This is a genomic window from Alkalicoccus luteus (genome assembly GCF_012034335.1).
In the GTDB taxonomy this organism is placed as follows: Bacteria; Bacillota; Bacilli; order Bacillales; family Salisediminibacteriaceae; genus Alkalicoccus; species Alkalicoccus luteus_A.
On record NZ_JAATHJ010000002.1, the window covers coordinates 168,215 to 194,074 of the forward strand.

The 25,860-nt window shown below is 47.7% G+C and carries 25 protein-coding genes and 1 other annotated feature; of the genes, 1 reads left to right on the forward strand and 24 read right to left on the reverse strand.

The window, feature by feature from the left end:
• Positions 1 to 24: 24 nt before the first annotated feature.
• The 24 genes from ileS to HCN83_RS02510 form a co-directional block, all read right to left on the reverse strand.
• Entirely contained in the window at positions 25 to 2,793 is a 2,769-nt protein-coding gene (ileS, locus tag HCN83_RS02395) for an isoleucine--tRNA ligase (protein ID WP_168004716.1), read from the reverse strand.
• 59 nt (positions 2,794 to 2,852) lie between these two features.
• Positions 2,853 to 3,081: a binding site (T-box leader), on the reverse strand.
• Between the two features lie 38 nt (positions 3,082 to 3,119).
• On the reverse strand, positions 3,120 to 3,623 hold the full coding sequence (locus HCN83_RS02400; protein ID WP_168004717.1) for a DivIVA domain-containing protein: 504 nt from the start codon (positions 3,621 to 3,623) through the stop codon (positions 3,120 to 3,122).
• Between the two features lie 67 nt (positions 3,624 to 3,690).
• A complete protein-coding gene (locus HCN83_RS02405; RefSeq protein ID WP_168004718.1) occupies positions 3,691 to 4,473 on the reverse strand; it encodes an RNA-binding protein in 783 nt (260 codons plus the stop codon).
• 8 nt (positions 4,474 to 4,481) lie between these two features.
• A complete protein-coding gene (locus tag HCN83_RS02410; RefSeq protein WP_168004719.1) occupies positions 4,482 to 4,745 on the reverse strand; it encodes a YggT family protein in 264 nt (87 codons plus the stop codon).
• A 17-nt stretch (positions 4,746 to 4,762) separates the two neighbouring features.
• A complete protein-coding gene (locus HCN83_RS02415; protein WP_168004720.1) occupies positions 4,763 to 5,194 on the reverse strand; it encodes a cell division protein SepF in 432 nt (143 codons plus the stop codon).
• 24 nt (positions 5,195 to 5,218) lie between these two features.
• Positions 5,219 to 5,899 carry a YggS family pyridoxal phosphate-dependent enzyme gene (locus HCN83_RS02420; protein WP_168004721.1) on the reverse strand — a complete coding sequence of 227 codons (681 nt, stop codon included), beginning with the start codon at positions 5,897 to 5,899 and terminating at the stop codon, positions 5,219 to 5,221.
• 170 nt (positions 5,900 to 6,069) lie between these two features.
• A complete protein-coding gene (gene ftsZ, locus HCN83_RS02425) occupies positions 6,070 to 7,203 on the reverse strand; it encodes a cell division protein FtsZ (RefSeq protein WP_168004722.1) in 1,134 nt (377 codons plus the stop codon).
• A 47-nt stretch (positions 7,204 to 7,250) separates the two neighbouring features.
• Positions 7,251 to 8,552, reverse strand: coding sequence for a cell division protein FtsA (ftsA, locus tag HCN83_RS02430; RefSeq protein ID WP_168004723.1), 1,302 nt, complete (start codon positions 8,550 to 8,552; stop codon positions 7,251 to 7,253).
• A 110-nt stretch (positions 8,553 to 8,662) separates the two neighbouring features.
• Entirely contained in the window at positions 8,663 to 8,995 is a 333-nt protein-coding gene (locus HCN83_RS02435; protein WP_246238073.1) for a small basic family protein, read from the reverse strand.
• Between the two features lie 2 nt (positions 8,996 to 8,997).
• Entirely contained in the window at positions 8,998 to 9,666 is a 669-nt protein-coding gene (locus HCN83_RS02440; protein WP_168004725.1) for a DUF881 domain-containing protein, read from the reverse strand.
• Positions 9,663 to 10,313: a DUF881 domain-containing protein gene (locus tag HCN83_RS02445; RefSeq protein WP_168004726.1), complete on the reverse strand. Its 651-nt coding sequence runs from the start codon at positions 10,311 to 10,313 to the stop codon at positions 9,663 to 9,665. Before HCN83_RS02445 ends, HCN83_RS02440 begins: the two co-directional genes overlap by 4 nt.
• Positions 10,300 to 11,205, reverse strand: a complete 906-nt coding sequence (locus HCN83_RS02450) for a cell division protein FtsQ/DivIB (RefSeq protein ID WP_168004727.1) — start codon at positions 11,203 to 11,205, stop codon at positions 10,300 to 10,302. Before HCN83_RS02450 ends, HCN83_RS02445 begins: the two co-directional genes overlap by 14 nt.
• Positions 11,206 to 11,228: 23 nt before the next feature.
• Positions 11,229 to 12,317, reverse strand: a complete 1,089-nt coding sequence (murG, locus tag HCN83_RS02455; protein WP_168004728.1) for an undecaprenyldiphospho-muramoylpentapeptide beta-N-acetylglucosaminyltransferase — start codon at positions 12,315 to 12,317, stop codon at positions 11,229 to 11,231.
• Entirely contained in the window at positions 12,314 to 13,690 is a 1,377-nt protein-coding gene (gene murD / locus HCN83_RS02460; RefSeq protein WP_168004729.1) for a UDP-N-acetylmuramoyl-L-alanine--D-glutamate ligase, read from the reverse strand. Before murD ends, murG begins: the two co-directional genes overlap by 4 nt.
• Entirely contained in the window at positions 13,691 to 14,662 is a 972-nt protein-coding gene (gene mraY / locus HCN83_RS02465; protein ID WP_168004730.1) for a phospho-N-acetylmuramoyl-pentapeptide-transferase, read from the reverse strand.
• Positions 14,663 to 14,678: 16 nt separating this feature from the next.
• Positions 14,679 to 15,872: a Mur ligase domain-containing protein gene (locus HCN83_RS02470; protein ID WP_168004731.1), complete on the reverse strand. Its 1,194-nt coding sequence runs from the start codon at positions 15,870 to 15,872 to the stop codon at positions 14,679 to 14,681.
• Entirely contained in the window at positions 15,869 to 17,338 is a 1,470-nt protein-coding gene (locus HCN83_RS02475; protein WP_168004732.1) for a UDP-N-acetylmuramoyl-L-alanyl-D-glutamate--2,6-diaminopimelate ligase, read from the reverse strand. Before HCN83_RS02475 ends, HCN83_RS02470 begins: the two co-directional genes overlap by 4 nt.
• Before the next feature lie 61 nt (positions 17,339 to 17,399).
• The gene (locus tag HCN83_RS02480; protein WP_168004733.1) at positions 17,400 to 19,610 is read right to left on the reverse strand and encodes a penicillin-binding transpeptidase domain-containing protein; all 2,211 of its coding nucleotides are present in this window, start codon (positions 19,608 to 19,610) and stop codon (positions 17,400 to 17,402) included.
• A 98-nt stretch (positions 19,611 to 19,708) separates the two neighbouring features.
• Entirely contained in the window at positions 19,709 to 20,065 is a 357-nt protein-coding gene (gene ftsL, locus HCN83_RS02485; RefSeq protein ID WP_168004734.1) for a cell division protein FtsL, read from the reverse strand.
• Between the two features lie 15 nt (positions 20,066 to 20,080).
• Complete coding sequence (gene rsmH, locus HCN83_RS02490; RefSeq protein ID WP_168004735.1) at positions 20,081 to 21,010, reverse strand: 16S rRNA (cytosine(1402)-N(4))-methyltransferase RsmH; 930 nt, start codon at positions 21,008 to 21,010, stop codon at positions 20,081 to 20,083.
• A 19-nt stretch (positions 21,011 to 21,029) separates the two neighbouring features.
• A complete protein-coding gene (mraZ, locus tag HCN83_RS02495; RefSeq protein ID WP_168004736.1) occupies positions 21,030 to 21,455 on the reverse strand; it encodes a division/cell wall cluster transcriptional repressor MraZ in 426 nt (141 codons plus the stop codon).
• Between the two features lie 509 nt (positions 21,456 to 21,964).
• Positions 21,965 to 23,575: a bacillithiol biosynthesis cysteine-adding enzyme BshC gene (gene bshC, locus HCN83_RS02500; RefSeq protein WP_168004737.1), complete on the reverse strand. Its 1,611-nt coding sequence runs from the start codon at positions 23,573 to 23,575 to the stop codon at positions 21,965 to 21,967.
• A 177-nt stretch (positions 23,576 to 23,752) separates the two neighbouring features.
• A complete protein-coding gene (locus HCN83_RS02505; RefSeq protein ID WP_168004738.1) occupies positions 23,753 to 24,124 on the reverse strand; it encodes a DUF3397 family protein in 372 nt (123 codons plus the stop codon).
• Positions 24,121 to 24,963, reverse strand: a complete 843-nt coding sequence (locus HCN83_RS02510) for a 2-dehydropantoate 2-reductase (protein ID WP_168004739.1) — start codon at positions 24,961 to 24,963, stop codon at positions 24,121 to 24,123. Before HCN83_RS02510 ends, HCN83_RS02505 begins: the two co-directional genes overlap by 4 nt.
• A gap of 189 nt (positions 24,964 to 25,152) precedes the next feature.
• Between HCN83_RS02510 and HCN83_RS02515 the strand changes: the two genes are divergently transcribed.
• A complete protein-coding gene (locus tag HCN83_RS02515; RefSeq protein WP_168004740.1) occupies positions 25,153 to 25,626 on the forward strand; it encodes an N-acetyltransferase in 474 nt (157 codons plus the stop codon).
• Positions 25,627 to 25,860: the final 234 nt, after the last annotated feature.

The window sequence follows — 25,860 nt, forward strand, 5'->3', positions numbered from 1 at the left end:
GCCGCCGGCCCTGCCTGTCCGGGTTCAGACTTTATCCGCGTAGTACGTTTCCACCGTTTCAGCGCATTCCGGGCATAATTCAGGATGGTCCGGATGATGTCCAATATCGCCGCGTACGTGCCAGCAGCGGACACAAGTGCTGCCAGCAGCTTCTTCTACCAGCACCTTTGCTTCATCACCGGCAAAGGCTTCTTCAGGTGCCTCAGAAAGCGGCCTCACTTCAGCATTTGAGGTGATGAATAAGCGATGCAGATCCGTTGTATTGTCGAGCATCAGCTTATCATTTTCAGAAGCATATACCGTAACGGACGCATGCAGGCTGCGTTTAATACCTTTTTCATTTTTTGCCAGCTCCAGAGCTTTCAGCACGTCATCCCGAAGATCCATAAAACGATCCCATTCCGCCACAAGCGTTTCTGTTCCCGGAAAGGAAGCAGGGTCCGGCATGTCGGTTAGTTGGACTGCTTCGGTTTCTGTACCTGGGATATACGCCCACACTTCTTCTGAAGTATGAGACAGAATCGGGCTCATCAGCTTGACGAGTGAAGTGAGCGTTTCGTACATCACTGTCTGAATGCCTCGTCTTTCTTCATGGTCGGCATGCTCCAAATAAAGCGAATGCTTCGAAATGTCCATAAAGAACGAGCTTAACTCAATCGTACAGAAGTTGTGAACACGATTGAAAACGGTTGAGAACTGATAAGCTTCATAAGCAGTTTTTACATCTTTGATCAAATTATGCAGCTTGACCGTCATAAATTGGTTGACACCGGATAAGTCGTCAAACGAACGATTGTGCACAGCAGGATCAAAGTCGTGCAGGTTGCCGAGTAAAAAGCGGAATGTATTTCGAATTTTACGATATGCTTCTGCAACCTGCTTTAAAATATCGTCCGACACACGCACGTCCGCCTGATAATCCACTGATGCCACCCAAAGGCGCAGGATATCGGCGCCAAGCTGCTTCATAACTTTATCCGGCACGATCACGTTCCCGAGCGACTTACTCATTTTTTTGCCTTTGCCGTCCAGCGTAAAGCCGTGGCTGATGACCGACTTAAACGGCGCTTTGCCGGTGACTGCCACTGACGTAGAGAGAGAGGAATTAAACCATCCTCTGTACTGATCAGACCCTTCCAGATAAACGTCTGCAGGCCGTACGAGATCATCACGCTCTTCAAGCACAGCCTGATGGGAAGAGCCGGAGTCGAACCAGACGTCCATAATGTCCGTTTCCTTCGTAAATGTTCCGTTCGGGCTGTGTTCTGAAGAAAAGCCTTCAGGCAGCAGATCGCCCGCATCCCATTCAAACCAGATGTTTGATCCGTGCTCGCGGAACAAGCTGGATACGTGATCGATCGTTTCATCCGTGATAATCGGTTCGTTATTCTCGCCGTAAAAAACCGGGATTGGCACGCCCCATGCGCGCTGACGGGAAATGCACCAGTCACCCCGGTCACGGACCATGTTGTAAAGACGGGTTTCTCCCCAATCCGGCAGCCAGTTCACTTCCTTAATTTCATTAAGCAGCTCTTCCCTGAAATCTTTGATTGAAGCGAACCACTGAGCGGTGGCACGGAAAATAACCGGCTTTTTCGTACGCCAGTCGTGCGGGTACGAATGGGTAAAAAAGGCGAGCTTCAGCAGGTGTCCTGCTTCATCAAGCTTCTCTGTGATCGGCTTGTTTGCCGTATCATAAAACAGTCCCTCGAACATTGGAGCTTCATCTGTGAAAACACCTTTGTCATCAACCGGACAAAGAACATCCAGATTATAACGCTGTCCGACCACATAGTCATCTTCCCCGTGTCCCGGGGCCGTGTGAACGCAGCCTGTACCTGCGTCCAGCGTGACGTGGTCACCTAAGATGACTAGAGATTCTCTGTCATAGAGAGGATGCTTTGTACGGATGCCCTCGAGTTCCTGTCCGCGGAGCGTTTTAACAATCTCTGCCTGCTCCCATTCAAACGCAGCCTTCAATTCGTCTAAAAGACCAAGCGCTACAACATACTTTTCTTCTTTCTCCTGAACAACCGCATACTCTAGTTCAGGATGAAGGGCAATTGCCAGGTTAGCCGGAATCGTCCAGGGAGTCGTTGTCCAGATGACGAACTTTTCATCACCCAGCAGGATCCCCTTCCCCTCTGTGACGTCAAACGTAACGTAGATCGAAGGCGAACGTTTATCATGGTACTCAATTTCTGCCTCCGCAAGAGCAGATTCAGAAGATGGCGACCAGTAAACCGGTTTCTTTCCTTTATAAATGTATCCTTTTTTCGCCATATCTCCGAAAACTTTAATTTGCTGAGCTTCGTAGTCATGAGTCAGCGTGACATACGGATTTTCCCAGTCACCCCGTACTCCGAGCCGCTTAAACTGCTCGCGCTGGCTGTCGATTTGTTCCAGGGCATACTCTTCACACTTTTGCCGGAATTCAGCGATGCTTAGCTTCTTACGGTCTACTTTCCCCTTTTTCGTAAGAGCAGTTTCAATCGGCAGACCATGCGTATCCCAGCCAGGCACATAAGGAGCGTGCCAGCCCATCATCGAACGGGACCGAACGATAAAATCCTTCAGAATCTTATTTAGAGCGTGACCCATATGAATATCGCCATTAGCGTAGGGCGGTCCATCATGCAAAACAAAAACAGGGCGGTCCTTCGTCCGGTCCTGAACTTTCTCGTAGATTTTTTGCTCCTGCCAGTCCTGCTGCATTACCGGTTCTTTATTCGGCAGGTTTCCCTTCATCTTAAAATCCGTTTGCGGCATGAGCAATGTCTGTTTATAGTCCATGTTGTATTCCTCCTGTAAAAAGTAAAATACACGATCAAAACAAAAGCCTCGCCCCTGATAACAGGGACGAGGCATTAAACCCGCGGTACCACCCAGCTGCAGTTGTAAAAACTGCTCTCTAAGGCATGAAATAACGGTCATGACCCGGCTCCCTTACTATTGCAGCTTGCAAATTCAGGTCGCGGCTCGAGGGTGATCTTCACAATCGGTCTGCTTTCGGGCTTTCACCGTCCCCGAATCGCTGGTCAGCAGAGTCTGAAAGCTACTCGTCCCTGTCTACGCCAATATGAAAGTAATTATCAGTATAAGCGACGTTGCCTGACGCGTCAAGAACGCTCTTCCTGCGGTTCGTAATGTGCCTCGTCATGTGAATCGATAATCTCTTCCCAGTCATCTGTCTGAAGCATTTCCAGCTGGGCTTCGAGAAGCATCTTAAATCTGGTCCTGTAAACAGCAGCCTGCTTTTTCAACTCTTCAATCTCCAACGCAATTTTGCGTGATTTGGAAAGCGCTTCGTTCACGATTCGGTCTGCATTTTTTTCAGACTCCTTGATGATCAGCTTGGATTCTTTATCCGCATTTCGCTTTACTTCTTCTGCGGTTTCCTGAGCGACAAGAATCGATTTATTTAACGTCGTCTCGATATTCGAAAAATGACTCAGTTTTTGTTCCAGTTCATTCACGCGGTCGAAAAGCTCCTTCTTCTCCCGGGTAACGGTTTCATAGTCTTTGATGACCTGATCAAGGAATTCATTCACCTCATCTTCATCATAGCCTCTGAATCCTCTTGTGAATTCTTTGTTATGAATATCAAGCGGTGTTAATGGCATTATGTAAGGCACCTCCACATAGAATGTTTTATATGCATCATTTCGACATATGATGCCAATATCCTGCTCAGCTCTGAGAACCGATTTTCTCAGCTTTCAGCACCGTGTTCCCTTTTCTTGTCGTACCACCAATCTCCACAACTTTGCAGCGGCCCATCCCTCTGACCGAAATCATGTCTCCTGCTTCTAAACGAAACGACGGATCATCCGTAATTTTCCAGTTTACTTTTACTTTTTCCTGCTGGATGAGCGGCTTTGTTTTGGCACGGGACAGTCGGTACAGCTCAGATATAACCGTATCCAATCTCAGAGAGGAGACAGTAACCTGAATGTCAGCAGATTCTTCCTCCGGAAACCTCAATTTCGAAAGGTCAATTCGCTTTGGAAGAACCGGAGCGCTTCCAGCTTCACGAAAATGCTGCTCCACGTAATCGGCTGTGTCCTGGCATGTTAAGAATTGAATTGCATCGCTGCTGATTAAAATATCCCCGAATTTTCCCCGTTTAAGTCCGAGCGACAGCAAAGCTCCGAGTACTTGAGGATGCGTCAGACGAACGAATTTTGATGGAAAGTCAAGCTCAAAAGCTGCCAGTTCAAACAGCTCTTTTTCAGGTTCTATGTAATCCGGATAAAGAAGAGCCCGTCGGCGTTCCGCCTTGTCCGTTCCCCCTAGAAACGCACAGCGCACGCTGCTTCCTTGTCCAGTCAGGCTTGTCACTATTAACTGCTGCCGCGGATCCAGAAAATCGGTCAGCTTCGTTCGATATTCATTTTCCACTGTGCCAAGCCAATCCGTTACCTGATCGATAAACGGATGCTCATCTCTCCGGAAGTGTTCATACAAGCTCATCTATATATTCACCCGACCAATCCAAACAGAAATTCTACTCCCCGGATCGCAAAACGCAATCCGACAAGGGCGACAATAGGGGAAATATCCAGCATGCCGATCGGAGGAATCATTTGACGAAACGGAGCAAAAAACGGCTCTACAATTCGACCGATGGCCTGTCCAAAAGCGGATTCCCGTGCATTTGGAAACCAGGACATGAAAATATAAATAATACAGACGAACCAATATACATTTAACACCTGAATGACGATATCACCGAGCAGTGCCATATGTGCCACTCTCCTTGTTATTCATGAAGCATTTCAGAAATACTGCCGCTGACGTCAACGTTATCCGGAGTGCAGAGGAAAATCTGTTCACCAAGCTTTTGAATGTCTCCGCCAATCGCATAAACTGTACCGCTTAAAAAATCGACGATGCGCCTTGCCTGGTCACGGGGAAGCCGCTGCAAATTGATCACGACTGCTTTCCTGTTTTTAAGCTCATCGGCAATGTCCTGCACCTCATCGTAAGAATGCGGTTCCAGCAGCATGACTTTGGAGCCCTGCTGCGAAGTCACGGAACTCAGGCTGACTACATTTTGACGTTCCTGCTTCTTCGTCTTTTTAATTCTGGCAGGCGGCTCGTATTCTTCCGGCTCTTCTTCAACAATAATTTCTTTTTCTTCATATTCATCTTCCATGTCGAAGAACCGTTTTAACTTGTTTTTAAACGTCATGGCTGTCTCCTTTCGATCAGAAGATTATTCAGACCCTACAAGCGATGAACCGAGCCTGATATACGTTGCTCCTTCTTCCACTGCAATGTGATAGTCGTTCGACATCCCCATGGAAAGCTCTGTGCAAGGCGCATGCGGCAAATGTTTAGCTGCAGTTTCATCGCGCAGCTCCCGTAGTTTTCGAAAATAAGGTCTGACTTCTTCCGGATCATCCGTATACGGGGCCATGGTCATCAGTCCGATCACTCTGACCGCCGGATAAGCCTTAAGCATATCCAGAAAACCCGCAAGTTCATCGGCGGCAATTCCCGCTTTTGATTCTTCCCCGCTCACGTTGAGCTGGATGAAGCAGTCAGTCGTCTGTCCTTCTTCTGAACGCTTCTGAATTTCTTTCGCAAGTGATTTCCGGTCCAGCGAATGGATAATTCGGTAGGCATGAAGCAGTTCTTTTACTTTTCTGGATTGCAGTGATCCAATAAAATGCCAGTTAACCTGGTTACCGAGAGCTTCGTACTTTTCCAGGGCGCCTTCGAGCCGGTTTTCTCCAAAATCTTCAATGCCTGCCTCAACGGCTTCACGTGCGCGCTCTATTGATACATATTTCGTAACCGCAATAATCGTTACTTCTTTTTCACTTCTGCCGCTTTTGAAGCATGCAGCTCGTATCTGCTCCTTGACGGCTTCTAACTGTTCCGAAACGGACACTGCTGTCGACCTCCCACTTCACTCTTGTACCTTTTATCATAAAGAAAATAAAGACAACAGGCAATCTTTTCTTCAATTTAAGGAAGCACCTGGCTGCGGCATCTGGCTCATCAGTTACAGAAAATGAGCCCGGGAAGAGCTTCTCCCGGGCTCATGAGCAGCTGGACAGATCAGCGCTTTCTTCTGTTACGCAGAAAAGCAGGGATATCAAGAGCTTCTTCCTGCTGATCTTGTTCAGGCTCATGATGCTCTGCCTGAGGCTGAGGCTCCTGCTTCGGTACTTCCTTGCCGGCCTGTGCCTGCTGTGGTCTGGACGTGCGGCCAGCTTTCACCTGAGTACGCTGCTGTATTTTTTCATCGAATCCGGTGGCGATTACCGTAACGACGATTTCGTCTTTGAGATTCTCATTGATTACGGACCCGAATATCATGTTCACTTCTTCGTCGGAGGCAGAAGAAACAATTTCTGCTGCTTCATGTACTTCAAACAAGCTGAGGTTTGCACCGCCTGTAATGTTCATCAGAACACCTTGCGCTCCATCAACGCTTGTTTCAAGAAGCGGAGAAGAAATAGCTTTCTTTGCAGCTTCTGCTGCTCTGCTTTCTCCTGTTGCAACGCCGATCCCCATTAAAGCAGAGCCTTTCTCGCTCATGATCGTCTTTACATCAGCAAAGTCAAGGTTAATCAGCCCGGGCACTGCAATGAGGTCTGAAATACCCTGCACACCTTGACGAAGAACGTTATCTGCTTCCCGGAAGGCTTCCAGCATCGGCGTGTTTTTATCTACGATCTCAAGCAGACGATCATTAGGAATAACGATAAGCGTATCCACTTTTTCTTTAAGTGCTTCAATACCTGCAGCAGCCTGAGTCATACGCTTACGGCCTTCAAATGTGAACGGGCGAGTGACAACACCGACTGTCAGTGCACCTGCATCTTTTGCAATTTCTGCAATGACCGGCGCAGCGCCTGTTCCTGTTCCGCCGCCCATACCAGCAGTAATAAATACCATGTCTGCTCCCTGCATATGTTCTTCGAGCTGGTCACGGCTTTCTTCGGCAGCTTTTTTACCGATTTCGGGATTAGCACCCGCTCCAAGCCCCCGTGTAAGTTTGCCGCCAAGCTGCAGCCGCTCACTAGCCTGCGACATTTGCAGTGCTTGTGCATCTGTATTAAGGGCAATAAATTCAACACCCTGAAGTCCATTTTCAATCATACGGTTTACGGCATTGCTGCCGCCCCCGCCAACGCCAATTACCTTTATCGTTGCAAGTGATTCTGTTTCCATCTCAAACTCTAACATAGTAGCGATCCTCCAATCCGATATTGCCGGAACCAGTCCGGGTCAGGCTATTCCAAAAAAGATTTAAACATGCTTGAGACTCGTTTTTTCAGACCCGGGCCTGTTTTCGCAGGCTTTTTAGCTTGCGGACGCGGGCGCTCCCGTTCACGTCTCGGTTCTTCCTGCACACCTGCTGCAACCGGTGAACTTTCGAGTCCTGCATCAAGATCTTTTCCTTGGATCCGTGCGTTTTTATGAGCGAACGTGATCAGGCCGACGCCATTTGTATACTGAGGTTCCCGGACACCGATATAGTCAGGCACTGAAATTCGAACGTTCTGCTGGAAAATATCCCTTGCCAGGTCTAGCATGCCTGGAATTTTAGCATTGCCGCCTGTCAGCACAAATCCACCCGGCAGATCATCATATCCCATACGGCGAAGCTCCTGCTCCACCAGCATAAAAATTTCTTCGGCTCTCGGTTCAATGACATTGGCAAGCTGCCACTGGGAAAATTCCTGCGGCTGATCGCTTCCGATCTCAGAAACCTCAAACATTTCATCATCAGACGCTTCTTCAATCAGTGCATGGCCATACTGCACTTTTACTTCTTCTGCTTCTTCTGTCGATGTACGCAGCCCAACAGAAATGTCATTAGCGATATGCGTTCCGCCCACCGGTATCTGCCTGACGGCTTGAAGAGCACCTTGCTGAAACACAGATATGGTGGTTGATCCCCCGCCAAGATCTATGAGACCAACACCGAGGCTTTTCTCATCTTTAGAAAGAGCAATTGCCCCTGCCGCGAGCGGTTCAAGAACGATATCTGCAGTCGTAAGACCCGCTTTCTCAACACAGCGGAGCAAATTATGAAGAACCGTCCGGGATCCGGTAACGATTAATCCTTCCATTTCAAGCCTGACGCCAATCATGCCGCGCGGATCATTGATTTCGTCAAGTCCGTCTACAATAAATTGCTTTGGTACAACGTCAATAATCTCTCTGTCAGGAGGGATAGACATCACCTGTGCAGCATCAATCACCCGATTTACATCTTCATCGCCAATTTCACGGTGTTCACTCGAAACAGCAACGACACCATGACAAGGCTGCAATTTAATGTGATTGCCAGTGACTCCTACAATGACGTTGCGAATCTCCATACCAATCATACGCTCGGCTTTTGCTACTGCCTCTTTAATGGACCGGACAGTCTCATCAATGTCCACAATGGCTCCTTTACGAAGTCCGGATGACGGAACTTCGCCGACCCCGATAATGTTAAGGGCACCGCTCGATACTTCACCGATTACCACTCGAACATTTGATGTACCAATATCAAGCGTTACATATGTATGCTCATAATTCATTCAATCAGGCACCTCCCCCGGTTAATCATTCGGTAAATAATCACGTTCTATATAAACTATTTCGTTCATACTGCTGAAAGTCCTGCCGTAAAGTCCCAGAAAAAAATCAATTAATTGCTGAAAAGTTGTTTCCTTATATCAGAGGCATCGCGAAATATTCGTAATGTTAATACAATGGAAACGACTATGTACAAGTCTACACTAAGTTGGAGTCCTAGAAAAGCGATTATCGTACCTAAAATCAGATTCGTTAGAAATCCGTAAAAAAACATTTTTTCACAAAACACACGTTCGACAAATGCTTTCACTCCGCCAATGATTGTGAGCAATATCGTTAGAAGCCACACTGCAGCAAATGGCCCGAAAACATCCGGCATTTCACCGTGGTAAAGAATTCCCGTCAAAATGCCCGCACATGCAGCGCACACTGTGATGATAAGCATTTTCACTGGTCTTCCTCCTCAGCAGGCTCTGCCGTCTGCAATCTCATTGAGCCACTGTATCCGGGCAGTTCAACTATCTTCGTTTCAACCGTCAGGTCATATCCTTCAGCATGCAGAATTAGTGACGCTTCAGATTCTTGAATTCTCTGCGCCGAAAGCTCCGGCACCGGCACGGCAAGTAAAATATCCAGCGGCAGTAAACCGGCACTGTGACCATCCACCAGCGTGCGGCCGTTGACTTCCCTGATTGATGTCCGGGCAGTTATCCGTTCCTGACCTAAAGCTGCGGCTTCTGCCCCTGCCTGGAAGCTGTCGTTTAATAGAAGCCGGAGTAACTCCGGCGGCAGATGGCCATCCGCAGCGTCTCTGACTTCCACGGTGATGACGATTCCTTCACCCTCTATATCTGACAAAGCAGCCTCTGCTTCCAACCTCTGAACCGCTGAATCAGCTGCTGATCCGCTTTCCGGCTCATCGAGAAAAGCAAGCCGCCGCTCCAGCACCGCCGCTTCTTCAAGGAGCTCTTCCTGTCTGTCTGCTTCATATAACAGTTGCTGCTGAACACTGCCTTCTCTATCGTCAGTGGGCAGGAAGGAGATACTGCTGCCAGCAGCATAACTTACGATTGCAGCGATTAAAAAGACGATTGACCCTGTTACTGCATATTTCATCCAGGCTCGCCTCCTGTTCGGATCTCCGGAATAATGAGTTCATTCACTGTTTCCATTCGTACCTGAACGTTATCGGCAAGCAGTTCATAAACGGCACCTCCGCGAAGTTCCATAGAAGCTTCAAGCACACTGCTGTCCCCGATTGCTTCAACGACAAAAGGTGCAGAAGACCGAATACCATCAACCTCAATTACCGGGCCTATACATTTTATGTAGGAGGATTGACCAAGTCTGACTCCATTAACGGACACTGCTTCTGCTCCAGCTGTAAGAAGCTCATCGACTGTTCGCTGAACGTGCTGTTCATGCACGAGAAAAGCTGCAGGATCACTGCTGTCCGTTGCAGTATCGTTCAGCTCCACTCGAAGTCCTTCTCCTTTAACGGCAACATCTCCGGCGAGCATTCGAAGCCTCATAAGCTGTTCCTCGCTAACCTTTGATGCCTCCCTTGCAGCTGATTTCTCCTCTTGTTCTCTTAATGCAGCCTGCAAGCTTACAATCTGTTCCTCGAGCAGCTGATTTTCAGTTTGAATTGCTGTGACTCTGGCTCCGCTGCCATCGTCTACCGGCACTTCAATCGTACTGCTAAAAGATAGTCCCGCCAGCACACTGAGCAAAAAGACAGCTGCCGCACTAATCCATTTCATTCGCGTCTGCTGCCTCCCCGTTATCCACTGACTCTTCTGGTGAATCCTCTGACGGTTCTTCTTCCGGTTCTTCAACGGAAGCGTCATCAGGATTTTCATCCACGATCCCTCCGCCGGACTCTTCACCTTCCATTACGTCTTCCTCGTCCTCAAGCTCAGCAAATGATTCAAAGTACGGATTAATTCGCATGTGAATAATACCTTCTTCACCGCTGTCCAATTGACCGGCAACCGCCGGATACGGCTCCATCCGGTCAGCGAATGACGAAACCGTTGTGCTGACTATGTTTCCATCATTCATATATAATGTCAGTCTTTCCGGGTCGTTTTCGACTGGATCATGGATGATGTCAGATATAGCATACTGAACGGAAGTTTGCATACGGCCGATCTCTGCAGCCAGATCAGTCAGCATTTCTCCCTCTTCGAATCCGTGCAGAACAGGTGCATCTCCAGGCGCTTTGTCCGCGTCAACAATGTTCCCGCTGCTTAAGACTGGCTTGTAGGAACTGCCGTCAGCTGCATATGCTGCTGTGCTGTATTCTTCAACGTCAATGCGGACGGTGGAAGGCCAGGTTCTGCGAATCGCTGCACCTTCTATCGTTTCATGAGAAAGAATTGCCTCTGTGTGCTCCTCCAGATCGAGTCCCCACATCTTCATCCCTCTTTCGATTCCTGATGCTGCTTCTATTTCATCTGACGTTGTAAATTCAGCACCGTTAACGTGGATCGTACGAACGTCACTCAGGCTGCTTTGAAGATAAACAGCGGTGCCTATTAAAAGCAGCAGAACAGAAAGATAGAGCAGGAAACGTTTGCGCGCTCGTCTCTTTCTGTCAGCCTGCAGCTTCGGCAGCTTATGTTCAAGATCGACTACTCTGTCCCTGCTCATTCTTTCCCTCCTTTAAACTGCTTTTATGAGCGGCCCAGTGCGTTCAGCTCATCTGCGAGCATGGCTGCTGCCTGCGGCATTCCAGCTTCCTTTGCCTTCTGGCTCATGTCAGCCGCAAAAGCAGTGTCCTGCAAAGAATCCAGCGCCGCAATGAGCGTCTCTGCGTTCAGATCTTTTTCTTCGATCATGAGAGCTGCACCCTTCTTGACGTAAGCATCTGCATTATGGAACTGATGGTTTTCCGTCACATACGGACTAGGAATATAAACTGCCGGTACACCAAGTGCCGTTAATTCAGCGATTGAAGTCGCTCCTGCCCGACCGACCGCTCCACGTACCTGCCGTAAGAGCACCGGCATATTCTCGACATAAGGAACAGTGATGATGGAGTCCGCTTCATAAGCAGGCAGTTTCTTCTGAATTGCTTCATAATGGACGCTGCCTGTCACATAAAGGATCTGATAGTCTTTCTTCGCAAGCTCGCTGTATGCATCCAGTACTGCCTGATTAATCGGTGCTGCTCCGCGACTGCCGCCGGCTATTACAAATACCGGTTTGTCGGGATTGAACCCGTGCTCCTTTAAAACAGAAGGATTATCTTCGGCTTCCACTGCTTCTGAAGCTCGTGGATTTCCGGTGTAAACAACTTTGTTTTCCGGAAACCTGGTAACAGCTTCATCAAAGCATACGGCAACTTTGTCAGCGTAACGAGCGAGAAATTTATTTGTGATTCCCGGCACACTGTTTTGTTCGTGAATAAGCGTCGGGATCCCAAGTTTCGCTGCGGCATATACAACCGGTCCGCATACATAGCCTCCAGTGCCAATGACAACATCAGGCTTAAACGCTTTTAAATAAGCTTTAGATTGACGGACTGCTTTCACAAACCGAAGGACTGTTTTTACATTCTCAAATGATAGGCTGCGCTTAAATCCTGTTATGTGAACGCTCTTAAATGGTATGCCAGCCTCTGGAACCAGCGTGGATTCAAGCCCGCGTTCCGTACCGATATAGAGGACGTCGGTTGCTTCTTTACGCTGCATGTGACGGATGAGTGCCAGAGCCGGGTAAATGTGCCCGCCTGTGCCTCCGCCTGATACTGCAATTCTCATGCATGATCCCCCGCTTTCTGTCCGGTTGCCTGTTCAACTGCCTGAATAAATGTTCTGCCACGCTCTTCAAATGTAGAGAACTGATCCCAGGAAGCGCAGGCAGGAGATAATAGAATTACATCTCCCTCCCGAGACAGTTGAATCGCCTTTACCACAGCTTCCTGCAAGATCTCTGTCTGGTGACGTTCCGGTACATTTGCTGCAGCCCCTGCCTCTTCCAGCTTAGGTGCTGTTTCCCCGTAAGAGACGAGTCCATATACGTTAGACAATTCTGGAACCAGTTCATCGAATGAAAGTCCGCGGTCCAGTCCCCCTGCAATTAAAACAACCGGCTGGGTAAATGCCTGCAAAGAAGTAACTGCCGCGGGTACGTTCGTTGCTTTGGAGTTATTAAAAAAGGATCTGCCCTTCCATTCCATTACGTGCTGAAGACGATGTTCCACTCCTCCGAACTGACGGAGCACGGCTTTTATTTGTTCAATCTTTGCACCGGCAGCAGCTGCCGCCGCTGCTGCTGCCAGGCCATTTGCAATGTTATAGCTTCCCGGCAGAGAGAATTCCGTTTCAAGAATCAGCTTTTCGCCATGCAGCCATAACCAGCCGTCCATTAGACAGGCACCTTCTTCAACCCATTTTTCTGTCGAAAACGGCACCTTCTTTGAAGCGGCCGATTCGACCATGCTGCACACAGTCGGATCATCTGCGTTATAAACGAGCGTATCAGTTTCAGTCTGATTACGGAAAAGCATCGATTTTGCCTCTATGTAAGCGTCTTTTGAGCCGTGGTAGTCCAGATGCGCGTCCGCAATGTTCAGCAGAACGGCAACATTCGGGCGAAAATCTATCGTCCCCATCAATTGAAAGCTGGAAAGTTCCGTAACCATCACATGCTCTTTTTCTGCACTACGGACAACTTTAGAAGCGGTTTCTCCTATGTTTCCTGCCAGAAGCGGTTTACGGCTGCTGCCTTTAAGCATTTCATAGATGTACGTTGTAGTCGTTGTTTTTCCATTTGAACCTGTGATCCCGATCATATCGCACGGAGCTGTATCAAAGGCAGCCTCCACCTCAGTAATAACTGGTATTCCAGCCTTCACGGCTTTCTGAACGAGTTCATGATCATAACGGATACCGGGGTTTTTTACGAGCACGTCCGGCATCTCCTCAATCAGTTCCGGAGGGTGGCTGCCACAGACCGTTCGAATCCCCAGCCTGTCAAGTTCCTGAGCAAGCTCATTGCGCTCAAATGCCAGACTGTCATTTACGGTTACCTCTGCGCCGAGCTGATGAAGCAGGTTAGCTGCCTCCGTTCCGCTCCTCGCCAGTCCTAAAATAAGTACCCTCCTGTTTTTCCATTCCTTTTTAGAAAACATCTATAATACCTCCAGCATAATTCCGGCTGCTGCACACAGCACACCGATGGTCCAGAATGTTGCTACAACACGCCACTCACTCCATCCCGATAGTTCAAAGTGGTGATGGATCGGGCTCATTTTGAAAATCCGTTTCTTTCTTAATTTAAAGGAGGCCACTTGTAAAATGACCGAGAGCGTTTCGATAACGAAAACCCCGCCAATGATAACGAGAAGCAGCTCTGTTTTTGTAAGCACTGCTGTCATCGCGAGTGCTCCGCCGATAGCGAGTGAACCGGTATCACCCATGAAAACTTTTGCCGGATGGGCATTGAAGATTAGAAATCCTAACAATGCACCTGTCAGCGCCATTGCGAAAACGGCTGTTGAAAATAGTCCCGCAGAATAGGCAATAACCGCAAAAGCCGTAAAAGCGGCAGCAGCAGTACCTGCGACCAGGCCATCCAGGCCATCTGTCAAATTGACTGCGTTACTTGCTCCGACAAGCATTACGATAATCAGAGGGAAGTAAAGCCATCCAATGTCAACGGACAGGTCCGTACCCGGGACCCCTATTTCTGTTGAAAGTCCGGTTGCAAGCAGAATGATGTAAACGAGCGTTGAAATCCCTACCTGACCTAAAAACTTTTGCTTAGACGTGAGGCCAAGATTTCGTTTTTTAACAACTTTAATGTAATCATCCAGAAAGCCGAGCAGTCCAAAGCCGAGCAGAACGATGAAAATCAGCACCAGCTCAATGTTAAACCCGTAATAAAAAGCTGAGGCTGCAGCCGACGCTATGACAGCTGCCCCTAAAATGATCAGACCGCCCATCGTAGGTGTACCTGTTTTCTTCTGATGAGACTGAGGCCCCTCCTCACGTATGCTTTGTCCAAACTTCAGTCTTCGTAAATATGGAATTACGATCGGTGAAATAATCACCGTTAATATAAATGCTGTAATCAAGGCAGGAATCAGCCCGGTGTCAAACATGCAGTAGTACCCCTCTCTAATCTCTGTTCAGTTCTTGCAGAATTTCATAGATCATTTCCCTGTTGGCGCCTTTATACATAATTAAATTGTTGCCGACGAGCGCTTCCTTCAGCTTGTCAACAGCATCGACATGTGTTTTATAGTAAAACGAGACCACGTCATCACGCTCGGCGCGCTCCAGTGCATCATGCACCCAGAAAGCTTTCTCTCCCACCGCGATCACGTCGGTAATTGCGATCGTGATATGCTCTGCAAATAATTCATGCACAGCTTTATGGTACCTGTCTGACTGAAAGCCTTCATCGATAATCAAATATCTGCGGTCGTAGCTCCCGGTATGCGAAAGCCATCCTAATGAATAATCCAGCTCCGCCTCTTCCATCGCCTCTGACTCAAAAAGGACGTACCCCCCGTTCACAGCCGGCATAACCTGGAAACCGAATACTTCCGGCCTTAAAAAAGAGGCTGGCGGATGTGCTTTACCAGTGAGTCTTCTGTAGCTATCTTCGGCTGTTTGAATGAGCGGTGCATATACTGCCAGCCATTCCGGCAGATCGTCACGGCTGCTTGAAGGTGTCGGCGGAAATAAAGTGCTGACGATGGTACCTGCATCCGAATGAGCCTTTGTCTGATCCGCTTCAACTGTACAGATAAGCGTAATCTCCGGCTTCAGCAGACCAGCAAGCGATTCCCGTCGCTTTTCATTTTCTTCAATATGCAAAAAAACGAATTCTGTGTCTGTATCAAGAGACAGAATTAGCTCTGCATCTGAAGCAGATTCCAGCTGACGTTCGTTTAACACAGCTGTTTTCCTTCCTTTCATCCATGCAGTCATCATTCGCAACATAACACCAGCTGTATAATCACCTTCCACCAAAACTACTTTTGCCGTGTGTTGCTGCAAATAGTAAGCGGCGAGATCTTTGCAAACCTGTTCCGGACTATCAGTCATAAAAAGTGGGAAGTGTTCCGGTATCGTGTCAGGAACCGGCTCTCCGTTACGCCATAGAGCAGCTGCCGCTCCGCCTTCCACAGCTGCTTCAATAAACTGGTGTCCGTCATAGCGGGTTCCCCTGACGGGAACGAATAAGCTTCCTTCCTCTACTTCATAAATACTGCTTGTAACATTGGCAAATTCCTGAACATCTGTACTCCCTCGAAGTGATGAGGCATACGCTGACAATAATTCCGGTGTCACAAAAATACTCAATGGCTCCACTCCTTCAATGCGGACTCAGCTTCTTTCCGGTCATCAAATTCTTTACGGACTCCGTTGATTTCCTGATATGTCTCGTGACCTTTCCCTGCAATCAGCACGACATCTCCTTCACCCGCTTGCAGAACAGCCTTTCTAATCGCGAGGCGGCGGTCGACCTCCATTTCATAGTTATCCGACGACATTCCCTGTTTCATATCTTCTAAAATGACTTCCGGATCTTCCGTTCTGGGGTTATCAGAGGTGAGAATCGTCTTTGAACTTCGTTTATCAGCAGCTGCTGCCATGAGCGGACGCTTCGATTTATCACGGTCCCCGCCGCACCCAATAACTGTTATGATATTACCGGATGATACTTCCCTGATGGTATCAAGCACATTTTCGAGGCTGTCGGGAGTATGAGCATAGTCTACAATAACATGGACAGGACGATCACTTTCAACCGGTTCAAATCTGCCTTTTACGCCGTGCAGTTTTTCAAGGTTTGCTGCAATTTTCCCGAGCTCTGCACCCTGAGCGAAAAGAGCGCCTGCTGCTGCAAGCACATTATAAACAGAGAAACGTCCGGGAAGTCCAATCCGCACCTTATAAGATTCACCAAACGCACTCAGACGAAACTGGCTGCCGGACGGGTCCAGCTTCAAATCGGATGCCTTCAGATCTGCTTCTGAACGAATTCCGTATGTCAAGATCGGAACCGCCGAGGCTTTGATCATGACAGGAGCATAAGCATCATCAAGATTGATTACTGATACAGGGAGTGGTTTCCTGTTAAACGAGGAACCCAGCTGGGAGAACAGCAGACTCTTGGCGTGAGCATAGTCATCCATGTTTTTGTGATAGTCAAGATGATCCTGAGATAAATTAGTAAAAACTGCAGTTTGGAATGCCGTTCCGTGAATTCTGCCCCCTGCAAGAGCGTGCGAAGATACCTCCATCGCGACGGTTTCGGTTCCGGCCTCTTTCATTTCATACAACAGCTGCTGCAGCGTGATTGATTCAGGAGTTGTATTTGCAGATTCTTGCGTTTTCCCTGCATAGCGAGTGTACATCGTACCAATGACACCGCACGTGTCTCCCTGCATCTCCAGAAGCTGCTCGATATAATGGGTTACCGACGTCTTCCCATTGGTACCGGTAACGCCTATCATATCTAAGGAAGAGCTCGGATGTTGATAGAAATCTGCTGCCATTACAGCCATTGCACGTCTTGAACTGCCTGTAACAATTTCAGGCAAACCTATATCAAGCCTTCTTTCTGTAACAAGCGCAGCTGCTCCTGCTGCTTTTGCAGCTGCAGCAAAAGCGTGACCGTCCACCGTATATCCTGGAATGCAAAAGAACAGATCCCCCTTCTTCAGCCTTCGATTATCCATCTGCATGCCAGAAATAGCAATGTCACTACCGTAAATTTGTTTTGTCGGAAGTCGTTTTGCCAGATCGTATAGTTGTGCGTTCATTAGTATCACCCTTCGACATCTTCACTGTTAAATATATCTTATTACCCGAATGAATTGGTCGTTAATCCATAAAGAAAGTTTCATCCTCTTCTTCATCGTTCTCTCCAGCGTCTTCATCACTTTCATTATTTTCTTCATCTTGGTCCGGCTCATCCATGTCGAGCAGAACCCGGATTGTACCGGCTCCCTGCGTGGAATTTCCAGGCTCCGGTCGCTGGTCAACCGCAAATCCCTGACCTTCTGCCTCTACCTGCATATCCAGCAACGCAGCTGCCTGTTGCACAGCACGCAAGCTCCAGCCCGACATATCAGGCATAACTGCTTCCCCTTCTGTCCGGAGGAAAAACTTTGTTCCGTGTGCAAGAGCCAGGCCTTCTTCGGCACTTTGGGCCACTATCTCTTCTCCATCACCAAGTACATAAACCTGCAGTCCCTCGGAGAGAAGATTTTCAGAAACATCTGATGCCTGTTCCCCGCTGTAGTCTTCGATAATAATTTCAGTACCGCCTTCAGAATCAATTTGTGACTCTTCTGTTGGTGCGATATTTAAATACTGCAGGCTCTGCTCCATTACCTGTCTGAAGATCATTGAAACTGGTTCATTGCCAAGCTGAGTCGGTTCTAGTTCAGGCCGGTCAACAGCTACATAGACAATCACTTCTGGATCTTCTGCAGGGGCCATCCCGATAAAAGAAAATATATTCTTTCCATGACCGGCCATATACCCCCCGCCTTCCTCGGCAGGGATCTGCGCCGTTCCGGTTTTGCCGGCGACGTCGAATCCATCAATGGCGTATGCTCGTCCTGTACCAGCTTCTTCAGTCACAACTGTTTCCATAATTTCACGAACTTCAGCGGCTGTTTCAGGCGAAATAGGTTCACCAGCAACTTCAGGTGAAGCCTCGTAAACCGGCTCGCCGGTTGTTCCGTCTGTAATAGCTGAAACAATGTACGGACTCATCATTTTTCCGTCATTGGCGATTGCCGTTGCTGCTTTAACCTGCTGCATTGGCGAGACTGAGGTTGCCTGCCCAAAGGCTGTTGTTGCTGCATCAATCGGATACGTCTCTGCAACGTCCCCTCCGTTCACTTCATTTGGAAGGTCGATACCTGTCGGTTCCCTGAAACCAAAGGCAGTTACATACTCGTACAATTTTTCAGGACCGAGGATTTCCATTGCAATTTTGGAAAAAGCCACGTTTGACGATCTCTGAACCCCCTCATCAAATGTGATGTCTCCCCAGCCCTCTCCATTGTTATGATCATGAATTCTTCTGTCAAAAATCTCATAGGAGCCAGACAGAAACTCCTCGTCCCCGTCGTACACCCCTTCCTCAATCGCTGCAGCGAGTGTAAATATTTTCATCGTTGAACCAGGCTCAAATCTGGACGATATTACATAATTCGTGAAGTTTTCGATATCTTCATACTCATTCGGATTAAAGCTCGGGCGGTTGGACATGGCCAGAATTTCTCCAGTTTCAGCATGAGCTGCCACTGCCATCATCCGCTCCAGCTCATAAAGTTCATCCACTTGATTCATCGTCTGTTCCATGGCTGTCTGAATTCTCGAATCTATCGTTAACGACACATCTGATCCGTTCACCGGTTCCTTAATTCGCTCTTCTGCTCCTGCAAGCGGGATTGCACGACCGTCTTGCTGATAAGAAATTTCACCGGGTTCATCCTGCAAATACTCATTCAAGCTGTTTTCGAGACCCATTCTTGCTTCAGACATATCACGCTCTGTATAGCCGATTACGTGTGATGCAAACGTCTGCATCGGATAATACCTTCGAGGGTCTTCACGAAACACAATTCCAGACAGCTCCAGCTCTTCAACTCTCCTCATTTTTTCAAAGCTCATGTTTTTGGCAGCAGGGCCAAGCTCCACCTGGTGAGACTCACGGGAAAGCTGAGCTTCAAGAAATGCAGGGTCCACTTCGAGCACCTCAGCAAGCTGAGAAGCCGTATACGCAGGGTCTTCCACGTAAGAAGACTGACTGTCATCAAGCACAGCAACAATCGTATAGGAAGGAATCTCTTCTGCAAGCACTTCGCCGGTACGATCAAGAATAGACCCTCGCTCCCCGTCTATTTCCATCGTCTGCGTCCAGCGTCGTTCCAGCAGGTCTTCAAGGTCTACCTCCTGCACTTCTTTCGATGCCTGTATGTAAGCAAACCGGGAAAACATGATTAAGATAGCTGCAGCAAAGATCATCAGAATAATCAGTGCTCTGCGGCTAATGACATTTTGTTTATCCGCTTCCATGTACTCTCCTCCTGCTTTCTGACTTTACGGGGCTAACAGCAGAAAAAACCTTTTCGGAACGCTCAGACCGAAAAAGTTTTTCTGGTAGTAAGACGACATTAATTCTGCTGATGAAGCACTCTCACCTGTTCATCGTGCAAAGACATACCGAGTTCGGATTGCGCAATTGTTAAAATACGATCCGGATCGGAGAGTTCTTTGACTTGCAGAGTAAGACCGTCATTTACACTTGTCTGTTCCGTTATCGCTGCCTCTGTTCCTTGGGCATCGTAATTCAGCGAATAAAGGGAAGCGTAATTCGATACGATCATAAATGCTGCCGCTATAATAAGTGGAACAGCAAGCCCGTAAAGCAGCTTCTCCCCTTTAGTAATCCCGCTTTTATGTACTCGTCTGACGACCGTCTTCGTTTTTCGTGCCGGAGCCGGAATGTGCTGCTTCACTAATGGACTCATAGTAATCCTCCCCTGTTATGTTCGTTTTTCAGCGATTCTCAGCTTGGCCGAGTGAGCTCTGTTATTGCTTTCAAGCTCTTCCGTGCCAGCGGTGATTGGTTTTCTAGTAATCAGTTTCAGGTCCGGCTCCATTCCATCCGGTATTACCGGCATTCCTCTCGGAAGTTCCGGCAGACTGCTGTTTTTCTTAAAGAAGACTTTACATATCCGGTCTTCCAATGAATGAAAGGTAATAACAGCGATTCTTCCACCTGGATTTAAAAGCTCTGCAGCCTGACTGAGTGCTTCTTCAAATACTTTCAGTTCATCATTAACTGCAATTCGTAAAGCCTGAAAGGTTCGCTTAGCTGGGTGCCCACCCTTTCTCCGTGCAGGGGCCGGTATCGCTTCTTTAATGATGTCGACTAGTTCATACGTTGTCTCAACCGGCTGAACCGCTCTTCTTTTTTCGATGTGGCGCGCAATTTGTTTAGCAAATTTCTCTTCCCCATATGTATGAATAATATAGTGGAGATCCTGAAAGCTCCATTCATTCACAACTTCATAGGCAGACAGCTCACTTGAAAGATCCATCCGCATATCCAGTCGGGCATCAAACCGGTAGCTGAAGCCCCGTTCAGGGACATCAAACTGAGGGGAGGAAACTCCAAGATCAAACAGGATGCCGTCGACACTTTCTACACCATTTTCTGCCAGACGTGATTTAAGATTTTTAAAGTTATCCTGTATAAATGTAACCGGCCTTCCCTTCAATCTTTCCGCGGCAGCCTGCAAAGCATGTTCATCCTGATCAAATGCGTAAAGGCGCCCGCCTTCTGTCAATTCGTCTAAAATACGGCTGCTGTGACCGCCGCCCCCGAGTGTACAATCGACGTATGTTCCTGCGGGCTTAACGCGCAATCCGGCTACTGCCTCTTCCTTCATTACTGTTTCATGCTCAAACAACGTCTGCCCTCCCCTTCCTTTATGTATCAAACAGACCCTCTGCCAGCTCTGCAAATGCATCAGCCGATTCATCCATATAGGAATCCCAGGCTGCTTTATCCCAAATTTCCACTCTGGAGGATACTCCGATAACGACACATTCTTTTTCAAGACCTGCATAATTCCGAAGCGATGCAGGAATATTAATTCTATTTTGCTTGTCCAGATCACATTCAGTCGCCCCTGAGAAAAAGAATCGTGTGAATGCTCTGGCATCTTTTTTCGTAAAAGGAAGCTCTCGTAATTTCGATTCCATTTTCTGCCATTCTTCCTGAGGGTAGACGAACAGGCATTGATCCATCCCTCTTGTTACAACAAAACCGGATCCGAGGTCTTCACGGAACTTAGCCGGAATAATCATTCGTCCCTTTGTGTCCATCTGATGCTCAAATTCGCCGATGAACATGCTAGTTCCACCCCTTTTCCCACTTCTTATTTCTAATCTACCACATCTCCCCACTCTCTACCACTTATTTTGGAAATCGTTGATAAATATTCTGAATTTTTTCTGAAACAGTCACAATTTTTGATAATCACCTGCTCTGAATCAGCTGGAACATGCAAGCAACCAGAGTGTCAGATTCCATCCTGTTACTCGAAACGCCTGTCCGTTTATTTTGATGCTGGAGCTGCAGAAGTGCGGTTCTGAGGTAAAAGCCGAGGACGCTCTTCCCGGAAAGCGAGTGAACGCAGAATCAGGCAGATCCAGCGTCATTCACCTAACACCACTTTATGAACACTCTAAAAAGAGCGACCCTCTGAGAGAGTCGCTCTTTTTATCTTCATGATCTGCCGGCAAATGTCCCTGTCCCATCGAATTTCGTATGTGCCGGTAAATTATTTACTCATCCAACTTACGAAAAAAGATGCCTTGCTGCTGGTGTAATTGTATACAGGTGATTAAGGAGATAAGGATTATTCCTTGATCACAAAATGAGCAGGCGTTTCCGTATGCATTGGCTGCAGAGCCTGCAGCAGCTTTACCGCTGCTGACGATCCGTATTTATTCCACAGAGTCAGAATCGACATCCATCGCTCCTGTGCATTTTCTTTCAAACGCACTTCTTCGTCTGCGGCAATAAGCCGTCTGAGATCTGCTTCAATGTCTTCTTTCTGTCTTTCGACAATAGCCTCTTCAAATGAGTGCAGCAGCGAATGGAATTTAGATTCCCATCGTTCGTTAAAATCTCTTCTCAGGCCGTAGGCGTCAGCGGCGTGATCAGCAAGGTGCTTGAGATTATTATAGGCATCAGTAAATACTGGATCTTTTTCGGGTAAATTGAGGCCGCTTTTCAACGATTCCGCCTTAAGCACAGCCTTACCGGATCGAAGCTCCTTAAAAGTCAACTCATACTGCTTCATTGTTTTCTGCGTTCTCCGTGAAAGAAATGTGACAGAATGACGCAGCTTGACCACCGGCATCCGCATATTGTGTAAATGGAAGCTTTCTTTTAATGTGCCCCAGTAGGCAAGCTCTCCTGCTCCGGCAGTGAACGTCAGTACAGGTAAAAGCATGTCCTGCATGAGCGGACGTGTAACTACATTATTACTCATACCTACAGCTTTTTGCTTTAAAAGTGTAAGCAGCTCCCCTTCAGTCCAGCCGGAAGGGTTTTGCTCTGTAAAAAAGCGGCCTTCTTCAAAAAACAACTGCTGACGCAGACCATTTTCATGGATGAAAAGATGCGCTGTTGAGGTTGGAGGATCGACCGGTTCTGCACCGGCTGCATGTTGGAAGTATTCTGCTCCCTGAGATGCAGCGTCCTGAAGCAGTTTTGTACGATGAAGCAGCTGTTCAAAACTTTCCTTTTCAAGCTTCCTGACTGCTGGATCGTGTGCGTCTAAAATCACGAGACCAGTTCCGGAGAATAGTTTACCAGTTAATACCGCAAACCATTCCGTGTAGCTCATTCCATCCCAAATCGTATCAAGCAGCTCCCGATACATCTGCTTTGTCCATTTCGTTTCGCCAAGCCAGGAAACAGCTTCCCTGACAGCATCTTCCGCTTCTTTTAGCGGAATGCTGGTTTCCGAAGCGGATCGCCTCCATTTATTTGTACCTGCACTTTTTACTTTTTTTACACCTGCCTCGTGATAAACATAGGCGTGATTGATTTCTTCAATGTCATGATCTTCCCCGGCAATCCAGAATAACGGAATAACAGGATGGTTAAGCTTCTTTTCCTGCAAGTCGGCCTCAAGTAAAATCGAAATGATTTTATGGACCGTATACATCGGACCTAAAAACAATCCAGCCTGCTGACCTCCGGCAACGATAACTGCTTCTTCTTCTCTAAGTCGTTCAATCTGCCTGTATGAAGCCGGACAGGGAAAATACTTCTGATGATAGGAAGTAAGAACAGTTGCAAGCTCTGTCCGGTTAAAAGACCGTGACAACAGCTCCGCTAACCTATCCTTTTCCTGACCGGGTATGTAGTCATATCGAGATGTTACTGCCGGATCCCTCTGCTCATATAAAGCTGCCGGGGTACCTTCAGTTGGTAATAATTCACTAAATACGTCCATGTCCGCCAACCTTTCTCCTAACAATATCCCGTTTAGTATAGCAGATGAAGGCCTTGTCCTAAAACGAAGAGACTCCGGCTTTTCTTGTCAAGCCTATGCAGGCATTGAGGTTGACGAAGTGCAGCTGCTCACCACTTTTCTAAATAGTCTGCCAAAATGTTCTGACAGACTCCACCGTTAAATAATAAAAAGCCCAATGACTGCCAGCACTGTGTAAAGAACTGCATAGACTAAGAAGTGAAACCTCCACGTCTGCTTCAACACTTTTGCCATTCGGACTTCTTCCAGGACAATCCATTGAAGAATGGTTAAGAGTGATGCAACTGATAAAAAGCCGATAAAGATGAACCAGCCTGTTGCCATGCCCCAAAGTAAATCGATCATGTAATAGACGCTGATCATGAATAACAAGGCAGTCATGTCGGCTGAAAGGCGAAGTGAAATACCGGATCTTCCTGAAAGCTTTTTTAATACTAAAAAAACGCCAATAAATACAAGCGGCGGAACGGTTACAGCTGTTGCAGCTGCTCCAGCAGCTATTTCCATCATCGTTCTTCCTCCTTTTTCCGGACAAGATGAACGATGTGTTGATGACGAGCTGCTCTCCCAGGGGCAGCGAGTGCAATAAGAGCTCCATTGATCGCTTCTATCTCGAGCGGCCGGCCTGCTTCAAAATCAGCAAGCATCGAGGACCGGTTTGCGGCCGTTCGCTCTATCAGCTCTTGTACTTCCTCCCAGATCGTTTCTTCAAGGCCTACTATAGAGGCCGCCTCCAAGCAAAGCTGACGAGCCTCTTCCTTCGCTTCAGAACTCAGCAAAAGCCAGCCGTTTGGCTTCTCATATAATACCGTTAATGGATTTATTACAGCGTTCATCACCAGCTTTTTATATATGCGCTTCTGTATGTCTTGATCCTCCACAAGTTGAAGCCGCCCGGATTGTGAAATAAGCTTCTGGAGCACTTTATTTGCAGATTTCGGAACTGCAATGTTTCCCAGCCCCGTATGACGTACTTCGTTTATCGATAAACGAAGGGCACCATGAGTCACCACAGCAGGATAAGCCTCCACTTCATCCGGCACAGCATGCATGTGTCCAATGCCATTTTGAAGCATTAGCACCGGGGCATGAGGTTTCCATTTAAGAAACAATTCGTTCACATGATGCTGCTTGACTGTGCAGAACCAGATGTCCATCTGTTCTGTCGTTTCACGTCCGGCTTTCGGTACATAGAGGTTATCGTCTCCTTCCAGACGAATGCCGGAACTGTTCACCTTATTTATTTGTTCTTTATTTCGCAGCTGCAGAAACACCTCATGTTTCTGAGCCATTAAATGCGTGGCACAGAGGAGACCAAGGGATCCTCCTCCTGCAATACCTATCCTCACTGCTTTTCCACCTCTTTCCTTGCATAAGTTTATCATATGTATCATTGATTAAAAGAGAAGCAGATGAAAAATCCTCTGCTTCCTTTACAGGGAGAGCCTTCCATCTAAAATGGTATTCCGGTATAATAGAGACAGCGCTTTCAAATGTGGGAGCCTGAAGCGAGATTTCAGATACTGGAGGGACTGCACATGGATCAGTACGAAGTAGAAAGATTAAAAATTAATTTTAAAACACTTGAACACTTTGAAAATTTTCGGGAATACGGAATTCAGGAACTATCCATGAAAGAAGATCTGCAGGACAACATCGTCGAGAATGACAGTGAGTCTCCATTTTACGGCGTTTACTTCGGCAATAAGCTCGTTGCCAGAATGAGCCTGTACCGTATTGATGCAAAATATGACCGTTATTTTGATCCTCCTCAGGACTACTTTGAGCTGTGGAAGCTTGAAGTTCTTCCTGGTTTTCAGGGCAAAGGCATTGGCAAGGTTATGGTGGATTTTGCAAAATCTGAAGGCCTGCCCGTTAAAACGAATGCCCGCCAGCGTTCAGATGATTTCTGGACCAAGCAGGGCTTCGAGCCGGTTACGTATGACCCTGCACGTGACCGCGGGGAAAATACGTATGTATGGTTTCCAAAGGGCGTTGGGGAACAGAAATAAGCAGCTACCCCGGCACGACCAGCCGCTCCGGACATATTGTCCGGAGCGGCTCAGAGTGTGGATAAAGTCATTTTAAGTGAATAACGTTGCATCTGCCTGTATCTGCGGACACTCGCTTTCCGGAGGGAACGGGCTCGGCTTTCCCTCCTGCTGCCGGAAGCGCTGGATCTTCGCCTCGTTCTGATCCTCCTGGAGTCGAGGTCCTCCGATGTCGGCAGCTGTCAGTGCGTTTCA